General features: G+C 43.3%; 14 protein-coding genes and 1 tRNA gene. 7 read left to right on the top strand and 8 right to left on the bottom strand.

Annotation, left to right across the window (positions count from 1 at the left end):
* Window positions 1-244 precede the first annotated feature (244 nt).
* From ACM0OX_RS08665 to ACM0OX_RS08645, 5 genes are all read right to left on the bottom strand, one after another.
* The gene (locus tag ACM0OX_RS08665) at window positions 245-1,420 is read right to left on the bottom strand and encodes an aminotransferase class V-fold PLP-dependent enzyme (protein WP_414514514.1); all 1,176 of its coding nucleotides are present in this window, start codon (window positions 1,418-1,420) and stop codon (window positions 245-247) included.
* Between the two features lie 24 nt (window positions 1,421-1,444).
* Window positions 1,445-1,516 (bottom strand) — tRNA-Asn (locus ACM0OX_RS08660).
* Between the two features lie 144 nt (window positions 1,517-1,660).
* The gene (locus tag ACM0OX_RS08655) at window positions 1,661-2,212 is read right to left on the bottom strand and encodes an NYN domain-containing protein (RefSeq protein WP_094352149.1); all 552 of its coding nucleotides are present in this window, start codon (window positions 2,210-2,212) and stop codon (window positions 1,661-1,663) included.
* 257 nt (window positions 2,213-2,469) lie between these two features.
* Window positions 2,470-3,147 carry an ABC transporter ATP-binding protein gene (locus ACM0OX_RS08650; RefSeq protein ID WP_114082780.1) on the bottom strand — a complete coding sequence of 226 codons (678 nt, stop codon included), beginning with the start codon at window positions 3,145-3,147 and terminating at the stop codon, window positions 2,470-2,472.
* A 13-nt stretch (window positions 3,148-3,160) separates the two neighbouring features.
* Complete coding sequence (locus ACM0OX_RS08645; RefSeq protein WP_012410874.1) at window positions 3,161-3,433, bottom strand: hypothetical protein; 273 nt, start codon at window positions 3,431-3,433, stop codon at window positions 3,161-3,163.
* A gap of 346 nt (window positions 3,434-3,779) precedes the next feature.
* Here ACM0OX_RS08645 and psbD point away from each other — a divergent pair, with 346 nt between their 5' ends.
* The 7 genes from psbD (at window position 3,780) to ACM0OX_RS08610 (ending at window position 11,782) form a co-directional block, all read left to right on the top strand.
* Complete coding sequence (gene psbD, locus ACM0OX_RS08640; protein WP_012409998.1) at window positions 3,780-4,835, top strand: photosystem II D2 protein (photosystem q(a) protein); 1,056 nt, start codon at window positions 3,780-3,782, stop codon at window positions 4,833-4,835.
* Window positions 4,836-5,630: 795 nt separating this feature from the next.
* The gene (locus ACM0OX_RS08635) at window positions 5,631-5,912 is read left to right on the top strand and encodes a 4a-hydroxytetrahydrobiopterin dehydratase (protein WP_414514513.1); all 282 of its coding nucleotides are present in this window, start codon (window positions 5,631-5,633) and stop codon (window positions 5,910-5,912) included.
* A gap of 490 nt (window positions 5,913-6,402) precedes the next feature.
* Window positions 6,403-8,145: an iron uptake porin gene (locus ACM0OX_RS08630; RefSeq protein ID WP_414514512.1), complete on the top strand. Its 1,743-nt coding sequence runs from the start codon at window positions 6,403-6,405 to the stop codon at window positions 8,143-8,145.
* Window positions 8,146-8,558: 413 nt separating this feature from the next.
* Complete coding sequence (locus ACM0OX_RS08625) at window positions 8,559-8,996, top strand: RrF2 family transcriptional regulator (RefSeq protein ID WP_414514511.1); 438 nt, start codon at window positions 8,559-8,561, stop codon at window positions 8,994-8,996.
* Between the two features lie 84 nt (window positions 8,997-9,080).
* A complete protein-coding gene (gene cysK, locus ACM0OX_RS08620) occupies window positions 9,081-10,043 on the top strand; it encodes a cysteine synthase A (protein ID WP_414514510.1) in 963 nt (320 codons plus the stop codon).
* Window positions 10,044-10,058: 15 nt separating this feature from the next.
* Window positions 10,059-10,760 carry a J domain-containing protein gene (locus ACM0OX_RS08615; protein WP_414514509.1) on the top strand — a complete coding sequence of 234 codons (702 nt, stop codon included), beginning with the start codon at window positions 10,059-10,061 and terminating at the stop codon, window positions 10,758-10,760.
* Window positions 10,761-10,909: 149 nt separating this feature from the next.
* The gene (locus ACM0OX_RS08610) at window positions 10,910-11,782 is read left to right on the top strand and encodes a 6-carboxytetrahydropterin synthase (protein ID WP_414514508.1); all 873 of its coding nucleotides are present in this window, start codon (window positions 10,910-10,912) and stop codon (window positions 11,780-11,782) included.
* Window positions 11,783-12,013: 231 nt separating this feature from the next.
* On the opposite strand, the gene ACM0OX_RS08605 is transcribed toward ACM0OX_RS08610, so the two are convergent.
* The 3 genes from ACM0OX_RS08605 to ACM0OX_RS08595 all read right to left on the bottom strand — a co-directional run bounded on the left by ACM0OX_RS08605 (window position 12,014) and on the right by ACM0OX_RS08595 (window position 15,814).
* Window positions 12,014-12,982 carry a PrsW family intramembrane metalloprotease gene (locus ACM0OX_RS08605; protein WP_414514507.1) on the bottom strand — a complete coding sequence of 323 codons (969 nt, stop codon included), beginning with the start codon at window positions 12,980-12,982 and terminating at the stop codon, window positions 12,014-12,016.
* Entirely contained in the window at window positions 12,975-13,895 is a 921-nt protein-coding gene (locus ACM0OX_RS08600; RefSeq protein ID WP_414514506.1) for a class I SAM-dependent methyltransferase, read from the bottom strand. Before ACM0OX_RS08600 ends, ACM0OX_RS08605 begins: the two co-directional genes overlap by 8 nt.
* 242 nt (window positions 13,896-14,137) lie before the next feature.
* Window positions 14,138-15,814, bottom strand: a complete 1,677-nt coding sequence (locus ACM0OX_RS08595; protein ID WP_414514505.1) for a DUF3352 domain-containing protein — start codon at window positions 15,812-15,814, stop codon at window positions 14,138-14,140.
* Between the last annotated feature and the right edge of the window lie 468 nt (window positions 15,815-16,282).

The raw sequence follows: 16,282 nt of genomic DNA, 5'->3' as shown, positions 1-16,282 counted from the left end.
CGTTATCCTAGTTTCAGCAATTTTAAGTGCAATCACCTAAAAGAATACCACTAGCCCCATAATCTCTTTGCAGATCGCCAAGACGCGATAAATCACCGTACCAATTTGTAGAGACGGCGATTCATCGCGTCTCTTGCCTTAAACGTGGCATCTAATAAAAATATTTATTTGGCAAATCACCCAATGTTTACTGTTACAAGTGCAAAACATACCCTTGATGCGATCGCCAGTTTCCTAAACTAGATTAACAGCACAATCCCTTTAGAACCTTAGCCAAATACTCATACTCCTCTAAAGTATTGTAAATCTGCGTCGAAATCCTTACCAACAGCCGAGGTTGTTCCTGCCACGGCATCACCTGCACTTGAATACCAAACTTATCAAACAACTCATCATGTATAGACATGAAATCGCGGTTTTCCAAAGTCGTAGGCATTGGCACAACCGCCATTGAACCAATCATCTCCTCTGGACAAAGCGGCTGCACTTCTAACGCTTCACAAAGTAGCCGTCTTCCCTGCAACACCAACTGATGATTTTGCTGTCTCAATTCTGTCCACCCGCCAGGTAGCAAGGAACCCATAAAAGCGATCGCTTCTGGTACAGACATATAAGCTGTAGGATCATCTGTACCTGTCCAGTCAAATTCCAACTGAAAGCGGCTTTTATCAGTGCGTGGCGAATTTGTGCCGTGGCTAATTGTCAGAGGACGAATTTCTGACTGTTTATCTCGCCGCACATACAAAAATGCTGCTCCTTTGGGGGCACACAGCCATTTATGACAATTCCCGGTGTAATAAGTTGCGCCAATCTCTCGCAAATCGAGAGAAATCATTCCAGGCGCATGTGCCCCATCTACCAATGTATCTACACCCCGTTGTTGCAACTCCTTCGCCAACTCTTGAATCGGGAAAATTAGCCCTGTCTGACTGGTAACATGATCCAAAAGTGCTAATCGGGTTTTTGGTGAAACTCGCTCAATTACTGCTGCGATTACTTGCTGTGGCGAGTCAATCGGGAAAGGAATTTTTGCCACTACCACCCGCGCACCAGTGCGACTGGCAATAAAATCAAGTGCATTGCGGCAAGCATTATATTCGTGGTTAGTTGTAAGTATTTCATCCTCTGGTGAAAATGTCAGCGATCTTAACACCGAATTAACGCCAGTTGTTGCATTGGAGACAAAGACCAAATCCTGCACATCAGCACTCACAAACGCCGCTAACTTACTTTTGGCATCATCTAGCAGAGGTTCCCACTCTCTACCAAAAAAGCGTAAGGGTTCATGTTCGAGCTGCGATCGCAAACGTTGTTGAAACTCCAGCACTTGTTTAGGACAAGCACCAAAAGACCCATGATTCAGAAAAGTCACAGCCGAGTCAAGCGACCAGAAATCTCTGATGGATAATCTAGAATCCAAAATTTAAAATCCAAAATTGATAAACTCCCCAGGCTGGATTCGAACCAGCGACCAATCGATTAACAGTCGATCGCTCTACCACTGAGCTACTGAGGACCACTCACGATTTATAATAGTAGGGCTAAAAATAGTATTTGGCAAGTACTTTCGCCAATATTTTTTTTAGATAGTTAATTTATAGAAATTTTGCAGCCAAAATCGATTCAGGAACTTAAGCAGAGACTCTGAGATACTAAATATCTACTGTAATCCCATTCGTAATTCAGCCAGACGCTGCCGCGCCTTAGCATCAATGGCATTAGCTAAAAACCGACTCTTAGATTGTTTGCGCGTATGATACTTTTGTCGCATCCGGCAAACGGTGGTTTCCACTTCCCCACAAAGTTGTTGTGCTGACAACCATTCAGCCCCATATCCTTGGATCATCAACTGCTGCGCCCGATCTGATGTAGCAACAATCACACGAGAAATCAAAGATTGGGCTATTTGGTGGCGAAAAGAAGCGCAGGATTTTTCGATATAAGTATCTGCTGTTTGCCCAAAATCAGTGTAATAAACAGATAAAAGCTCAGTAATAATTTCTTTATTACTAGAGCTATTCTGATATTGAGCATCAAAAACTATCTGAGTTGTGTAACCTTGAAACGCACTATAACCAGTCATCGCTTCCACAAGTTCGCCCCGTGCAGCCTCTAATCCAACGCTATCACGCGTTTTTTTAAGGCAAGGCCAAGCGCCTATGATATTGTAGCCGTCCACTAACAAAACGGCTTGGAGTAAGGAACGGGGCATGGTTTTTAATCACAATTTTCTAGAGTTAACAAAATTCATTCATAAGTTTTATAATAATTGATGCATAGTCTGTAACACTATGCTACACAGAATAAAAAATACGGCAGCCTCACAAAACTCAAACTTCAGATAGACGCACCAACTTAAAACGCGCCTTTTAAGCAAAGGCGCGTTACAGTTCTTTTTTAGTAGTATTCAGGAGTGCTAAGTACAATTCATTGTACTTATTCACTCAGCACTCATTACTCAGCACTCAATTAAGAGGCTTCGCTGTGTACCTCCATCAGACGTTGTTTAAGGCGTTGGGCTTCACCTTTATCTACCAGAGAGCCTTTTTCTAACAAAAAAGCGCCGTCACAGTAATTTAACTCGTCTAATCGATGTGTTACCCACAAGGCTGTGATCCCTCGACTTTTGACAAGGCGACGGACACTAGCAACTAAATCTAACTGGCTATCTGGATCTAGTAAGGCAGTGGGTTCATCTAATAATAAGACTTCACAGCGACGGGCGATCGCACCTGCGATCGCCACTCGTTGTTTCTGTCCGCCAGAGAGTGCATAAATAGGTCGTCGTTGGAGGGTAAGCAAATTTACCGCTCCCAGCGCCTCCTCAACCCTGGCTCTAGTGGCAGCAGGTGGCAACTTTTCTTCCACCAATCCAAAAGCCACATCAGCACCAACCGTTGGCATCACTAGTTGATGGTCTGGATTTTGGAAGACAAAGCCAACGGGGTGCAAAACCCGAATTTCGCCAGATTCAGGAGCCAATAACCCCGCCAGCAGTCTAAGTAACGTTGATTTTCCACTGCCATTTGTACCCAAGAGCATCCAAAACTCACCCTTGGGTACTTCTAAAGAGCAAGATTTGATAACTTTCTCTCCATTTGGCCAACTGAAATTTAAATCCTTGACCTCAATGCCCACTTGAGCCATTTGTCAACCTTGGTTACTCAGCAGCTACAGCGAAAAATCCAGGTGGTCTGCCACCACCAGGGGTTGTACCATCTTTCTGAACAATCTGCACCCCAGAAATTTCACTAGCGCGGACAGCAATTTTTTTCTCTGTCTTGCCCTCACACTTGAGTTCCACAATGTCAGGATTCCCAGAACGGATTGCTGCCAAAATTAGCTGATAGACAGCCTCAGCATCCTCTGCTGACTTACGTTGTACCGAGATAGGGAAAGCAGTGTTTCTGATGCTTAAATCGATGGTAAACATTTAGCAATAATCAAATTTAACTGTGGACTCATTTTAGCGTCAGCTGACTGATTCTAGGGAAATGGGTATTGGAAGAGGCAGAGGGGCAGGGCGCAGGGGGGAGAATTCAAATTACCTCTTTCCTCTCTACTCTTCTGCTTTATCTACCTCATCTGGATAAAAAATTAATTTTTATTACAAAACCCCTAGAAAAATTAGCGATTTACACCTAATATGATTAAAGGTGTGTAAAAAATTGTAAACTTGGTTAACAACCCGGTTAACTTTCTGCTTATAGAAGGCTTTTATTTAGCCATCTATAATACAGATACAACCTGTACTTATAAACATTTGGAGATTTGCTCTAATGACCATCGCAGTTGGACGTGCGCCCAGTAGAGGGTGGTTTGACGTTCTAGACGACTGGCTCAAACGCGATCGCTTCGTATTCGTAGGTTGGTCAGGGATACTACTATTCCCCTGCGCCTTCCTAGCACTAGGCGGTTGGCTGACCGGCACCACCTTCGTCACCTCTTGGTATACCCACGGATTAGCCTCCTCCTACTTAGAAGGTGCTAACTTCCTGACAGTGGCAGTATCCACCCCCGCCGACAGCATGGGACACTCCCTATTGCTGTTGTGGGGCCCAGAAGCCCAAGGCGACCTCACCCGTTGGTTCCAATTGGGTGGTTTGTGGCCATTCGTTGCCCTACACGGAGCCTTCGGTTTGATTGGCTTCATGTTGCGGCAATTTGAAATTGCGCGTCTAGTAGGGATACGTCCTTACAACGCTCTGGCTTTCTCCGCTCCCATTGCAGTGTTCGTCAGCGTATTTCTGATGTACCCTTTGGGACAATCTAGCTGGTTCTTTGCACCCAGCTTTGGGGTGGCTGCAATTTTCCGATTCCTGCTATTCCTGCAAGGGTTCCACAACTGGACACTCAACCCCTTCCACATGATGGGTGTTGCGGGTGTATTGGGTGGTGCTTTATTGTGCGCCATTCATGGTGCGACAGTCGAAAATACCTTGTTTGAAGACGGTGATGGTGCTAACACCTTCCGCGCCTTCAATCCCACCCAGTCGGAAGAAACCTACTCAATGGTGACGGCAAACCGTTTCTGGTCACAGATTTTCGGTATTGCTTTCTCTAACAAGCGCTGGTTGCACTTCTTTATGTTGTTCGTACCAGTCACAGGCTTGTGGATGAGCGCCGTCGGCATCGTCGGTTTAGCACTCAACCTGCGGGCTTATGATTTCGTCTCCCAAGAATTGCGGGCGGCGGAAGACCCTGAGTTTGAAACCTTCTATACCAAAAACATTTTGCTGAACGAGGGTATCCGCGCTTGGATGGCTCCTCAAGATCAACCCCACGAACAATTTGTATTCCCTGAAGAAGTTCTACCTCGCGGTAACGCTCTCTAAGAATTCAAATTTGACCATGACTTAAATTCGAGTTGTGGTTGGCAAAAATTGACACACCCAGATAAAATAATCTCCTTGTAATCAGCCAATAAAGTGTCAATTTTCACTATTATGCAGTAATCTCCCATCAAAAAGGTGGGAGATTTTTTATATATTGGTTAATATCTCTAAATTTATGTGTTATGTTAGATGAAGGTTATAAACCCAGAGTAAATACTCTGCCCTTTTAAAACTAAGACCGCTTAGGCAATAAGGAGGTGATGCCCATGATAGAAAGTAGTAAATGCATGGGTCATCAGGTTGCAGTTAGCCGGCTGCGCGCCGGGGCTGTTCTCTAAAAGTTAGCCTTAGTTATCTTTGAGATACTAAGTTAGCTCAATTAGCTAGGCAAGCTCGGAGTTCCTTCCGGCAGTCTGGTTGCAACCTGAAGACCCGCTAGACCGCTCTGACTTAGATCGTCCGATCTAAATCAGGGCGGATAGTTTTTTAGGGGTGATTTTTGTTTTATCAATGGTTGCTTTTAAAAGATAGATAGCGATCGCTGCTATGAACAAAGCCAACGTGCCAACGTATTTATTTAAGTTTTCTTAAAAAGCATAAATATCTTGTGTTCAACCTTGGAGTATATGACCAAATGCGAGAAATAGCGTCTATCTACCAAGTCTGATTTAAATCTAGACACACGCATTGTGGCTGAGTTTATCCTCCCATACTTTCTGTGTGGAAAATAAAAGTAGTTTGCCTTTGTCAGATGCAAAATGTTGTAACAAATATATTAAGTAGGAATTTATTGACATGCCACAACTACTCACTGAAGCGGAAATTCAAGAACAGGCAAAGGTTCTGTCAGATTGGACTGTAAAAGACTCCAAGTTGCAGATTACCCGCACATTCAAAAATTTTATTGAAGCAATTGAGTTTGTCAATAAGCTGGTTGAGCCGGCTGAATCAGCGGGACATCATCCAAATATAGAAATTTCCTACAATAAAGTGAAGATTACACTTACAACAGATGATGCAGGCGGATTGACGCAGCCAGACTTTGATGTAGCACGGGTGATTTCCCAGATAAACTAACTGATTTCTTCTAACATCTTGTGCCAGACTACAGAAAATCACTGCGATATATGGTTTATATAGCCGAGTCAGTGTGTTTTAACTGGCATGAAATTTCTACCAGGGGTAAGTGGAAGAAGTGATTTTTGATGGCAAACTGCTAAGTGTCTTAAACTTTCAGCAATTTAGCCTGTATAGAGAGTGAATGACCCAAGCCCTACTCCCTGCTTAGATATTTAGATAAGTATGTGTGACAGTTATTAAGGCGATCGCTGCAATCTTGCCATCTAGATCGGATGTTTTATAATGTTATGATATAAAGATATGTTTTTGCATAAGTTAATCACATCAGTTTTTAACCCAAAGTTAATCGTTTATTAGCTTTGCAAAAACTAGAATTGTAGTAGTGACAACTATGCCTCATCCATAGGTTTCAATGAGATGTCGCATTTTCGAGAATTAGGTGTAACGAAACCAATTATCTAAACAAGGTGTGAGGAGTAAAGGAAAAATGTCTAATCTCTTATGGAAATCCTTAGTGGTTAGCCCAGCAGTTTTGGGAGCAACATTGTTAGTTTCGGCAACAGCAATGGCGGCCCCAAACCCAACCACAGAAGTATCAACAGCCAAACAACTAGGTGTAACCGAAGTTGCCCAACAGCCAGAAATATTGGCTCAAACAACCATAGATCAAGTTAATCGCTACAGCAACGAAGGCAACCAAGGCAATTCTCAGTCTCAAGTAACATCGGTTTCTCAATTTTCCGATGTACAACCTACTGACTGGGCATTCCAAGCATTGCAGTCCTTGGTTGAGCGCTATGGTTGTATTGCAGGTTATCCGAATGCCACTTATCGCGGTAATCGTGCTTTGACCCGTTATGAATTTGCCGCTGGTTTGAACGCCTGTTTGGATCGGGTTAACGAATTGATTGCCACAGCAACAGCTGACTTGGTAACTAAACAAGATTTAGCTACCTTACAACGGTTGCAAGAAGAATTTTCCGCAGAATTGGCAACCCTACGCGGTCGGGTAGATTCCTTAGAAGCCCGGACTGCTGAATTGGAAGCGAATCAGTTCTCCACCACCACAAAACTAGTCGGCGAAGCCATTTTTGGTGTTACTGATGTGTTTGGAGGTAACACTGGTGACAACAACAATACTGTCTTCCAAGACCGGGTACGTTTAGACTTGCAAACCAGCTTCACTGGTAAAGACGTTTTACATACTCGTCTCGCAGCTGGTAATGCAACAGCCTTTACACAATTTGACAACGCTAATAATCCGATTGGTACTGCTGAAGGCACACAAACATTTCAAGCTGGTATCGGCGCTGGTAACAACAGCGTCAGGATAGACCGCTTGACTTATGAAGCCCCCGTAGGCCCAGCCCAAGTTTACCTCGCAGCTAGTGGCGGACGACACAGCCAATATGCCGCTGTCAACAATCCTTACTTTTTTGACAATACTGACGGTGGTAACGGCGCTTTATCTACCTTTGCTTCTGAAAGTCCCATCTATCGGATTGGTGGCGGTGCTGGTATAGCGCTCAATCTGCCCCTTGGTAAAGGTGGTGGTATTTTAGGTAATAGCTCAATCACTGCGGGTTACTTGGCATCACAAGCTAACGATCCGGCTCTTAGTTCAGGTCTTACCAACGGTGACTATGCCGCTTTAGGACAGTTGAACTTTAGTGTAGGCGATCGCGTGGCTTTAGCTGCTACCTACGTCCACGGATATAGCGCTAGTGGTGCTTTATTTGACTCTGGTACAGACGGAACAACTGGAGGTTTTGATGTAGGTACTGGACAAGCTAACTTTTTAGGTAATGCAGCCGGTCTTCCAACAAATACAGCAACCCCAGCTAGCAGCAACTCCTACGGTGTGTCGGCTGCGTTTAGACCTAGCGACAAACTGTCCATTAGTGGATTCGTCTCTTACCATGACGTTACAGGTGTAGGTGCAGGTGATGATTATCAAGCTTGGAGCTACGGTTTAGGGGTAGCCTTACCTGATTTCGGTAAAAAAGGTAACGTTTTAGGTGTTTTTGCTGGTGCAGAACCCTATTCCTTTAACCGCCCAGGCTTTGGTGGCAACAATGATATACCCTACCACTTTGAAGGCTTCTACAAGTATCGTGTGTCGGATAACATCTCTGTAACTCCTGGTGTAATCTGGTTGACCTCTCCTGGTCAAAACAGCGATAACGATGATGCTATTATCGGTACGCTCAGAACTACCTTCACCTTCTAGAGTGTTGATTATCCACTGACAATTTTTAACTCTATTTCTCCCCGCCATTAGGCGGGGTTTTTTGTTTTCGTTAATAATAATGGATAAACCCCAGTAGTTAACCGGAGTATACTAGAAAAGTTAGGAGTTAGAAGTTATGAATTATGGCGGGTTTGACATGAATAGACCAGAGTAATGCCCACTCTGCAAGTGACTTACACCGCGAACAGCTTTTTATGAGCGAGCTTTTTTACTAGAAGTTGGCGGTATAAAGCTACATATTGCGTAGCATCTTAACTCTACCAATTTGAAATTTTGAATTTTGAATTTGAGATTGAAGGAAAAAGCATTCGACTGAGCGCTCACGCCAAAGTCTCAAATTCAAATTGAATGACTCCTAACTCCTAATTTTTACCCCTAACTTATTGTTGCTTGTGGAACTATCCTGTAAATCGGAATACGCAATTCTCGCCTTATTAGAGATGGCCGCTCATTACGAAAGCGGCGAACCGCTGCAAATTCGACAAATTGCAGCCCAACAAAACATACCCGATCGCTATCTGGAACAGCTACTAGCAACCTTGAGGCGTGGCGGTATAGTTAAAAGTCAGCGTGGATCAAAAGGTGGCTATCTATTAACGCGAGAACCCCGAAAAATCATCCTTTTTGAGATTTTGGAATGTTTAGAAGGCTTAGAGGCGCGGGCTGGTGAAGAAAACGTTAATTCCAAAAGCATAGACAGTTCAGTTATAGAAGAAATTTGGCAAGAAGCAAGTCGCGCGGCAAATTCCGTCTTGCAAAAATATACGCTCCAGGAACTTTGTGAAAAACGAGATTCGCGGCGGCAATTAGATATCATGTACTACATTTAGTCAAGAGTCATTTGTTATTTGTCATTTGTCATTTTTTGATGACTAATGACCAATAACAAATAATTAATAATTAAGGACTAATTTATGCGAATAGCTCGTAACATTACAGAACTTGTTGGTCGTACACCCCTAGTGCAGTTGAACCGCATTCCTCAAACAGAAGGATGTGTTGCAGAAATTGTGGTGAAACTGGAAAGTATGAACCCATCGGCATCAGTCAAAGATCGGATTGGGGTAAGTATGATTAATGCTGCCCAAGAGGAAGGTTTAATTACTCCTGGAAAGACAGTATTGGTAGAACCCACTTCTGGAAACACCGGAATTGCCCTAGCAATGGCAGCAGCAGCAAAGGGTTATCGATTAATTTTGACAATGCCAGAGACGATGAGTGGAGAGCGTCGGGCAATGTTGCGAGCTTATGGAGCAGAACTGGAACTAACACCAGGAATGGAAGGCATGAGTGGGGCAATTCAACGAGCGCAGCAAATAGTTAATACTACACCAAATACCTATATGTTGCAGCAATTCCGCAATCCAGCTAATGCAAAAGTGCATCGGGAAACTACAGCCCTTGAAATTTGGGAAGATACCGATGGACAAGTCGATATCATTGTGGCAGGAGTGGGTACAGGTGGTACGATCACTGGTGTAGCAGAAGTGATTAAAGCACGCAAGCCTAATTCCAAGGCGATCGCAGTTGAACCAGCCAATAGCCCAGTTTTATCTGGGGGACGACCAGGCCCCCACAAAATCCAGGGAATTGGTGCTGGGTTTATTCCCCAAGTACTCAAGATAAAATTGATTGATGAAGTGATTACCGTCACCGATGAAGAAGCGATCGCTTATAGTCGGCGTTTGGCAAAAGAAGAAGGGCTACTATCTGGCATTTCCAGTGGAGCAGCTTTATGTGCAGCAATTCGCGTCGCCCAACGTCAAGAAAATAAGGGACGTTTAATTGTGATGATTCAGCCTAGCTTTGGTGAGAGGTATTTGAGTACACCGTTGTTCCAAGACCTGGAGGCAAGGTTAGCCACTAGCGTCAGTTAACGATACATTGAATTAATGGTCAATTATAACCACGTTTCTAACCATTACGAAACTCTCAAAGTTAGTCCAAGTGCAAGCCTTGCGGAGATTAAGCAAGCTTATCGCCGCTTGGTTAAGTTGTTTCATCCTGACAGTAATCAGGAAACAGCCGATCGCGAGCAAATTATCCGCATCAATGCAGCTTATGAGGTCTTAGGCGACAACCAAAATCGCCGCAATTATGACCAAGAACTGCAAGATGACTCCCAAAAATTAAATAGCGATCGCCAACAGCGTACAGCATCAGCGCAAAATCATTACCAGACAAGAAGAAAAACTGGACGGGATGTTGACGAGCAAGTTGAAGAGTGGCTACGCCAAGTTTATCAACCAGTCAATCGCTTGCTTTGTACGATTCTTTATTCGTTAGAAGAACAAATGGAGCAATTAGCTGCCGATCCCTTTGATGATGAGTTGTTAGATGAATTTCAAGAATACTTAAAAACCTGTCGAGATGACCTCAAGCAGGCACAAACTACTTTTCGCTCCCTGCCAAATCCCCCCAGTCTCGCAAGAACGGCGGCTCACCTTTACTACAGTCTCGATCAAGTAGCAGATGGACTTGATGAATTAGGTTATTTTCCTTTGAACTACGATGAGCGTTATTTACACACAGGTCATGAACTATTCCGTATAGCTTCGAGATTGCACTGTGAAGCACAAGCATCTGTTACATAATTATTGGGCAGTAGGCATTAGGTATAAGTCAATATCACTGAATGTCAAAGGACAAATGACAAATGACTAATGACACATAACTTAGGAATTAGTTTATGCTGTAAACAGAAAAAGATTAAGAAATTTTAAATTCTGCTCATAGTGTACTCATGCAATGCATTGTTAATCGCCGCGCCCAGTTTGCAGCAAGTCATCGTTATTGGTTGCCAGAACTGAGTGAAGCCGAGAATATTGAGAAATTTGGTGCTGGTTCTAGATTTCCAGGACACGGACATAACTATGTCTTATTCATCTCCCTAGCCGGGGAATTGGATGAATATGGCATGGTGCTGAACTTGTCTGATGTGAAACACGTAATTAAACGGGAAGTTACCAGTCAATTGGACTTCTCTTATCTCAATGATGTGTGGGCAGAATTTCAACAAACTCTGCCTACCACTGAGAATATTGCACGGATTATCTGGCAACGGCTAGCACCTCATTTGCCTCTAGTCCGCGTGCAGTTATTTGAACATCCTGAACTTTGGGCAGATTATATGGGAAATGCAATGGAAGCCTACCTCACCATCAGTACTCACTTTAGCGCCGCACATCGGCTAGCTCATCCTAAACTCAGTAACGAAGAAAACACTGAGATTTATGGTAAGTGCGCTCGTCCCAACGGTCACGGACACAACTACCATCTAGAAGTTACTGTCAAAGGTAAAATTGACCCGCGTACTGGCATGATTGTTGATTTAGGTGCCCTGAATCAAGTGGTAGAAGATTATGTGTTAGAGCCATTCGATCACACATTTTTAAACAAAGATATTCCCTACTTTGCCGAAGTTGTACCCACTGCTGAAAATATCGCACTTTACATTAGTAATTTACTGCGATCGCCTATTCAAGAATTGGGAGCTAAACTTTACAAAGTGAAGCTGATTGAAAGTCCCAATAACTCCTGCGAAATCTACTGTACTGAGTCTGAATCAGATTTAGCCAGTGCAGCCGCGAGTCAGCCAGTATTGGCAAGCGTTTAGGTAATTGAAAATTTAGGCATAGGACATAGGGAATTTATCTCATCCCCATGCCCAATGCCCACCTAAAAAAGTTTACTAACTAAGCAGTTAAAACCATAATCTCATAGCGATTTCTGCGTTCACGAAGTGTCTCGGAACGAGAATCGCTAGCAAATAGCTCCAGATCAGCAGTCGTCCAACGCACTGGAGTTGTTTGCATAGAAACCCCCTAGCCTTTTCCTAAATCATATTTTAAAAATACCGACGACGGGCGGAATGTCGCAAATAGCGATAAATGCCCCACGCTAAAACTCCTAAAAAGAGATTTAGTAAAAAGCGACTAAATATAAACCACAAAATATCAGTGTCAAAAAACTTTGACGGACTCAAAGGACTAACAGTCCTGACTAAGAGAAACAGCCCAAAAATAGCATTTCCACCCAGCACGAGAGCAAACAACACTAAACTCCTCTGCCAGTAACGGCGCTGGAGTGTACGTTCTGAAACCAGGGTAATTACAGGTTTACCTTGCACTTTTCGCAGTAATTGTTCCAGCCGCCAAAACATCCACAACAGAAATGGAAATAAACCGTAACTCAGGAAACGTAAGGGTAATGAATAACCCCAAGCACTAGATAGGACATTAACTAGGGCATGACAGATTACAGAATTTAGCCAAGCCCTAAAAATAAACTTTTTGTCTCGATTTAAGCGATTTTTAGAAGAAATATAAATTCCTAATGCATATCCCCAAGGTGCAGAGAACATAGCATGGACTGGCGTGCCGATAGTACGTTCAAAAACTGATGCTGTACCGTGGAAAAAGTAAATCCAGTTCTCTTCGGCAGTGAATCCAAGGGAAACTGCGATCGCAAAGAGGAAAACGCTAGAGTGAAGTAATCGATACTTGCATTGCAGATAGTAAGTTGGGATAACAACCGCAGCTAACTTGCAGCCTTCTTCAATTGGGCCTATTTCCACAAGCTGCCGCAAGGCTGTACCAAGAAGCGTTCGCTTAATCTGATGCCAGTCCACAAAAGAGTTCGCTACATTTTCAAAATCCCATTCGAGTCTAAGGGCTAAAAAACCAGATATTGCCCCAATGATAAAGAACATCAGTAACTTTAACAGAGGTGGGGCAAATGGCATCCGACAATAATAGTAGCCGAGCAGCAGTAAGGGTGGTATTGCTGCCCACAACAGTAGAGATAAATCAACCACTCACCTGAGCGATCGCTGTACGGTGACGGTGGGTATTGTTAGTGATAGTAGGAGTTTGGAAACCCGCCTCAACAATAGCTTGCTCAATGTCCAAAGCAAAATATTCATCTAAATAAGGTTCAGTACTTTTGAGCAAAGTCAAAATGTAGGCTGGCATTTTCTTGTAAACTTCAGATTTGGGATTCATATCCATGATTGCCAAATAGCCACCCGGACGCAACACACGCCGCATTTCAGCTAAAATCTGTCGGGTTGCTGATTGGGGTAATTCGTGGCACATCAGGAAAATGGAAACTAAATCAAACGAGGCATCAGGTAAGCCGGTAGATTCTGCTTGGGCATGAAGCCAGTTAATTTTAGCTTGACGTTGCCCAGCGCGGTAATTGGCAACGGCTAAAAAGTAGGGAGATAAGTCTAAGCCTGTAATTTTGGCATGAGGATAAATTTCTTGCATGGTAAATGTACTCAAACCCACACCACAAGCCAAATCTAGGATGTCTTGGGGTTGATTGGGGATTTGCGCTTTGAGGATATCGTGGTAACTTTGGCGCAGTTTAGCATCTCCTTCTGCTCCAGAATCTTGCCAAATTCCAGCATGGACAGTACGAGCAGCAACCTCTAACTCGCAAGCAGCTTTCCAACTGAGGTTTCCACCTTCGTAGGCATGGAATGTCCTCAAATAGTATTCTGGGTAGGAAAGCTGAGGATTTTCTACTTGAGCTAAATCAGCCTTCCAATCACGCGCTTGTAGTGTTTCGACTTCTTGCGTCCAAGGCACACCAATTCTCTCGGCACGTTTAATCATCATTTGTCTAGCTTGATGCTTGGCTAGGTTAGCTAAAGGCTGGATTGCCAGTATGCCATTCACCAAGCGGGAAGCTAAACCAGGATTAGTGTTTACAGCAGCAGTCATAAATTAGTTTGCATTTAACAGCTTTTTCTACTTATGACATAGTTGCTGGAGGCCAGTCTAGATGCAAATTGAAAAACATTCTGGGGAATGGGGAGTGAAGAAGGGAATAGGTTACAGGTTATAGGGTAGAGGATAAAGGTTATTCTCTATGATCTGTAACCTAAAACAGTTTCCCCATCTCGCATCCAAAAGGTTATTCCCTATCACCTGTAACCTGTCACCTAATCCCCATGACCCATTCCCTACTTTGCACTAGGCTTAAGAGCTAACAACATCTCTAATTCACTGGTGGATTTATCAGGGCTAATAGCGGTAAAACCAATACCGCGAATGGAATTCAAAATGGTGATGGTATCGGCGTTAGATGATACAAAACTATTGATCGGGGGCACAGTTTTAGTTTTATCCATATCTAGGTAGAAATAGCCGCCGTTGGGCTTTTGCAAAGAACCAGTCACGGCTTTGAAAGCGTCGCTAGTGTCAAGAGATGGATTCTTGCGATCGCTAACTGCGTCAGCAATGGGGCCACCAAGAGCTACAAATACAGTATCTTGATCCAGCCAACCATGTGCCAATAAAGCTCCTTGTCGGGGAATTTGCCATTCAGTTACGTTTTTACCACCGATATTTCTGTTGGCGACGTTGATTTGTTGGGTTTTTGCAAGAGCATCCAATTTTGTCAAGGTGGCTTCGGCAGTTTTGCGATCGCTAGTATCAAATACTAAAGCACCTCCAAAACCAACATTCGCTAACACTCCTTGATTTGATGGAATCGCACCAAAGGCGAATTCCCCATTCATCCAGCCAAAAATATCCTTATCTAGGTCTATATTGGCGAATTTCAGTTGTCCTCGCGCTTGTTCCAGAGCTTGCTTCATTTCTGGATAATCTTTTGACTGCTCTACCAGCACTTCCCAACCACGGCTGATGCCATTTCCGCTAATCAGAGCAAAGGTATCGGCAGGAAATTGCCCGATTATATTCCCAGGACTTGATTGATACTGAAATTTATTTAATTGCGGATCTAAATTAGCGATCGCTTTTACCCGTACTCCCGCATCATCAACTCCAACACCCGCTACCACAGATTTTATCTGCTTCAGTTGCGTCAGGGTTTGTGGCGGTAACTGCTTTGCCTGGGGATTTCCAGCGGTTAATTGCTGTATCATCTCGGCATAGTCTGGTACATAAATTTGGGCAAGGCTGTTTTTAACATCCACTCCTTTAAGAATGCTGCTAGCACCTTCTTTACTAGCAAAAGAAGACTGTCCCTTAAAGGTATCAATTGCTTTTTCTACAGCTTGCTTTTCGGGGGCTAATACCAACTGACTATCATTTAAAACTACGCTATACGTCGGCTTGCCATTTTGTGTAGTTTCAACAATTTTTTGACCTTGATAGTCAGATTCCTGTAATTTCACCCCTTTTTGTGACTTCAATTTGTTAGCAAAATTCAACGCGCTGAGTTTGTCCTTGATTCCCACCACTATCAGGATATTTGATTCCTGCTGTAAATTTGTTGGTACATTAGGTGCCCCAGAGGGCACGTTTAACTGTGCTGGTTTGACGGGATTTGGTGGCAATATAGCAATCATCACACCACCAGCCCAAGGCTTTATGTCTTTTTCATAAGAAATGTTACTGTCACTGAACATTTGCTTATTGAAATCTTCCAGACCTTTTGCTACTAACTTTTGTGCTTCTGGAGTGCCAAACTGCTTTAATTTTGCCCAGGCTTCAGAGTCATTAGTAATATAAGTTGCCATCAGTGCTGTTGAAGGCACTACTTTAGCACTACCTAGAGCGTCTGAACTACCTCCTGGTGAGCTTTTAAAGTACGTGTAAGCCGCTATACTTCCTACGACAACAACGGCAGCACCAACAGCAGGAATGAGAAATTTTGATTTACTTTCAGGCATTTTGTTATCCTCTTTTGCTCAGATTGTCACCGAGATTTATACAAGTGTCACTGTAGAGTTTTCGGATTTATTAGTAATTTTCGCTAATCCATCGCTACTGGAGTTTAGACTAACCCATCACAAAAGGATTCAGCCGCACACTCGTTGACAAGCTACACGTCTACTTCCTGCTTGTTGATGTTGCTTTTGATATGCATCATTAATAGGATCTTAATCATAAAGATTCTCAGTTAATATGATGTCTCAATTAGCAAACATCCAACTTAAAAGTGATTTTTCACCACAAATGGCGTTTCTGCAAATGAAATACATCGCAATCCTCTCTGATTTGTGAAAATTGCAAGACTGAAATTCCCAACTTTTCTAAAAAGTTGGAAATCTCATTATTTACGAATGATTTAGGGATTGTTATAACACTTGGATCTCGCAGTCCATCTATACAGCAAACAAGCTAGCGATGTCTACGAC

It is taken from the genome of Nostoc sp. PCC 9305 (genome assembly GCF_963920915.1).
Lineage (GTDB): Bacteria > Cyanobacteriota > Cyanobacteriia > Cyanobacteriales > Nostocaceae > Nostoc.
The sequence above is the reverse complement of the archived record's forward strand: the minus strand, read 5'-3'. Positions and strand labels throughout refer to the sequence as shown.

Bases quoted from the DNA above. Each gene is read 5' to 3' on its own strand.
- ACM0OX_RS08655 (WP_094352149.1), bottom strand. From the start codon at position 2,212: ATGCCCCGTTCCTTACTCCAAGCCGTTTTGTTAGTGGACGGCTACAAT.
- ACM0OX_RS08650 (WP_114082780.1), bottom strand. From the start codon at position 3,147: ATGGCTCAAGTGGGCATTGAGGTCAAGGATTTAAATTTCAGTTGGCCA.
- ACM0OX_RS08645 (WP_012410874.1), bottom strand. From the start codon at position 3,433: ATGTTTACCATCGATTTAAGCATCAGAAACACTGCTTTCCCTATCTCG.
- psbD (WP_012409998.1), top strand. From the start codon at position 3,780: ATGACCATCGCAGTTGGACGTGCGCCCAGTAGAGGGTGGTTTGACGTT.
- ACM0OX_RS08635 (WP_414514513.1), top strand. From the start codon at position 5,631: ATGCCACAACTACTCACTGAAGCGGAAATTCAAGAACAGGCAAAGGTT.
- ACM0OX_RS08630 (WP_414514512.1), top strand. From the start codon at position 6,403: ATGTCTAATCTCTTATGGAAATCCTTAGTGGTTAGCCCAGCAGTTTTG.
- cysK (WP_414514510.1), top strand. From the start codon at position 9,081: ATGCGAATAGCTCGTAACATTACAGAACTTGTTGGTCGTACACCCCTA.
- ACM0OX_RS08615 (WP_414514509.1), top strand. From the start codon at position 10,059: ATGGTCAATTATAACCACGTTTCTAACCATTACGAAACTCTCAAAGTT.
- ACM0OX_RS08610 (WP_414514508.1), top strand. From the start codon at position 10,910: ATGCAATGCATTGTTAATCGCCGCGCCCAGTTTGCAGCAAGTCATCGT.
- ACM0OX_RS08600 (WP_414514506.1), bottom strand. From the start codon at position 13,895: ATGACTGCTGCTGTAAACACTAATCCTGGTTTAGCTTCCCGCTTGGTG.
- ACM0OX_RS08595 (WP_414514505.1), bottom strand. From the start codon at position 15,814: ATGCCTGAAAGTAAATCAAAATTTCTCATTCCTGCTGTTGGTGCTGCC.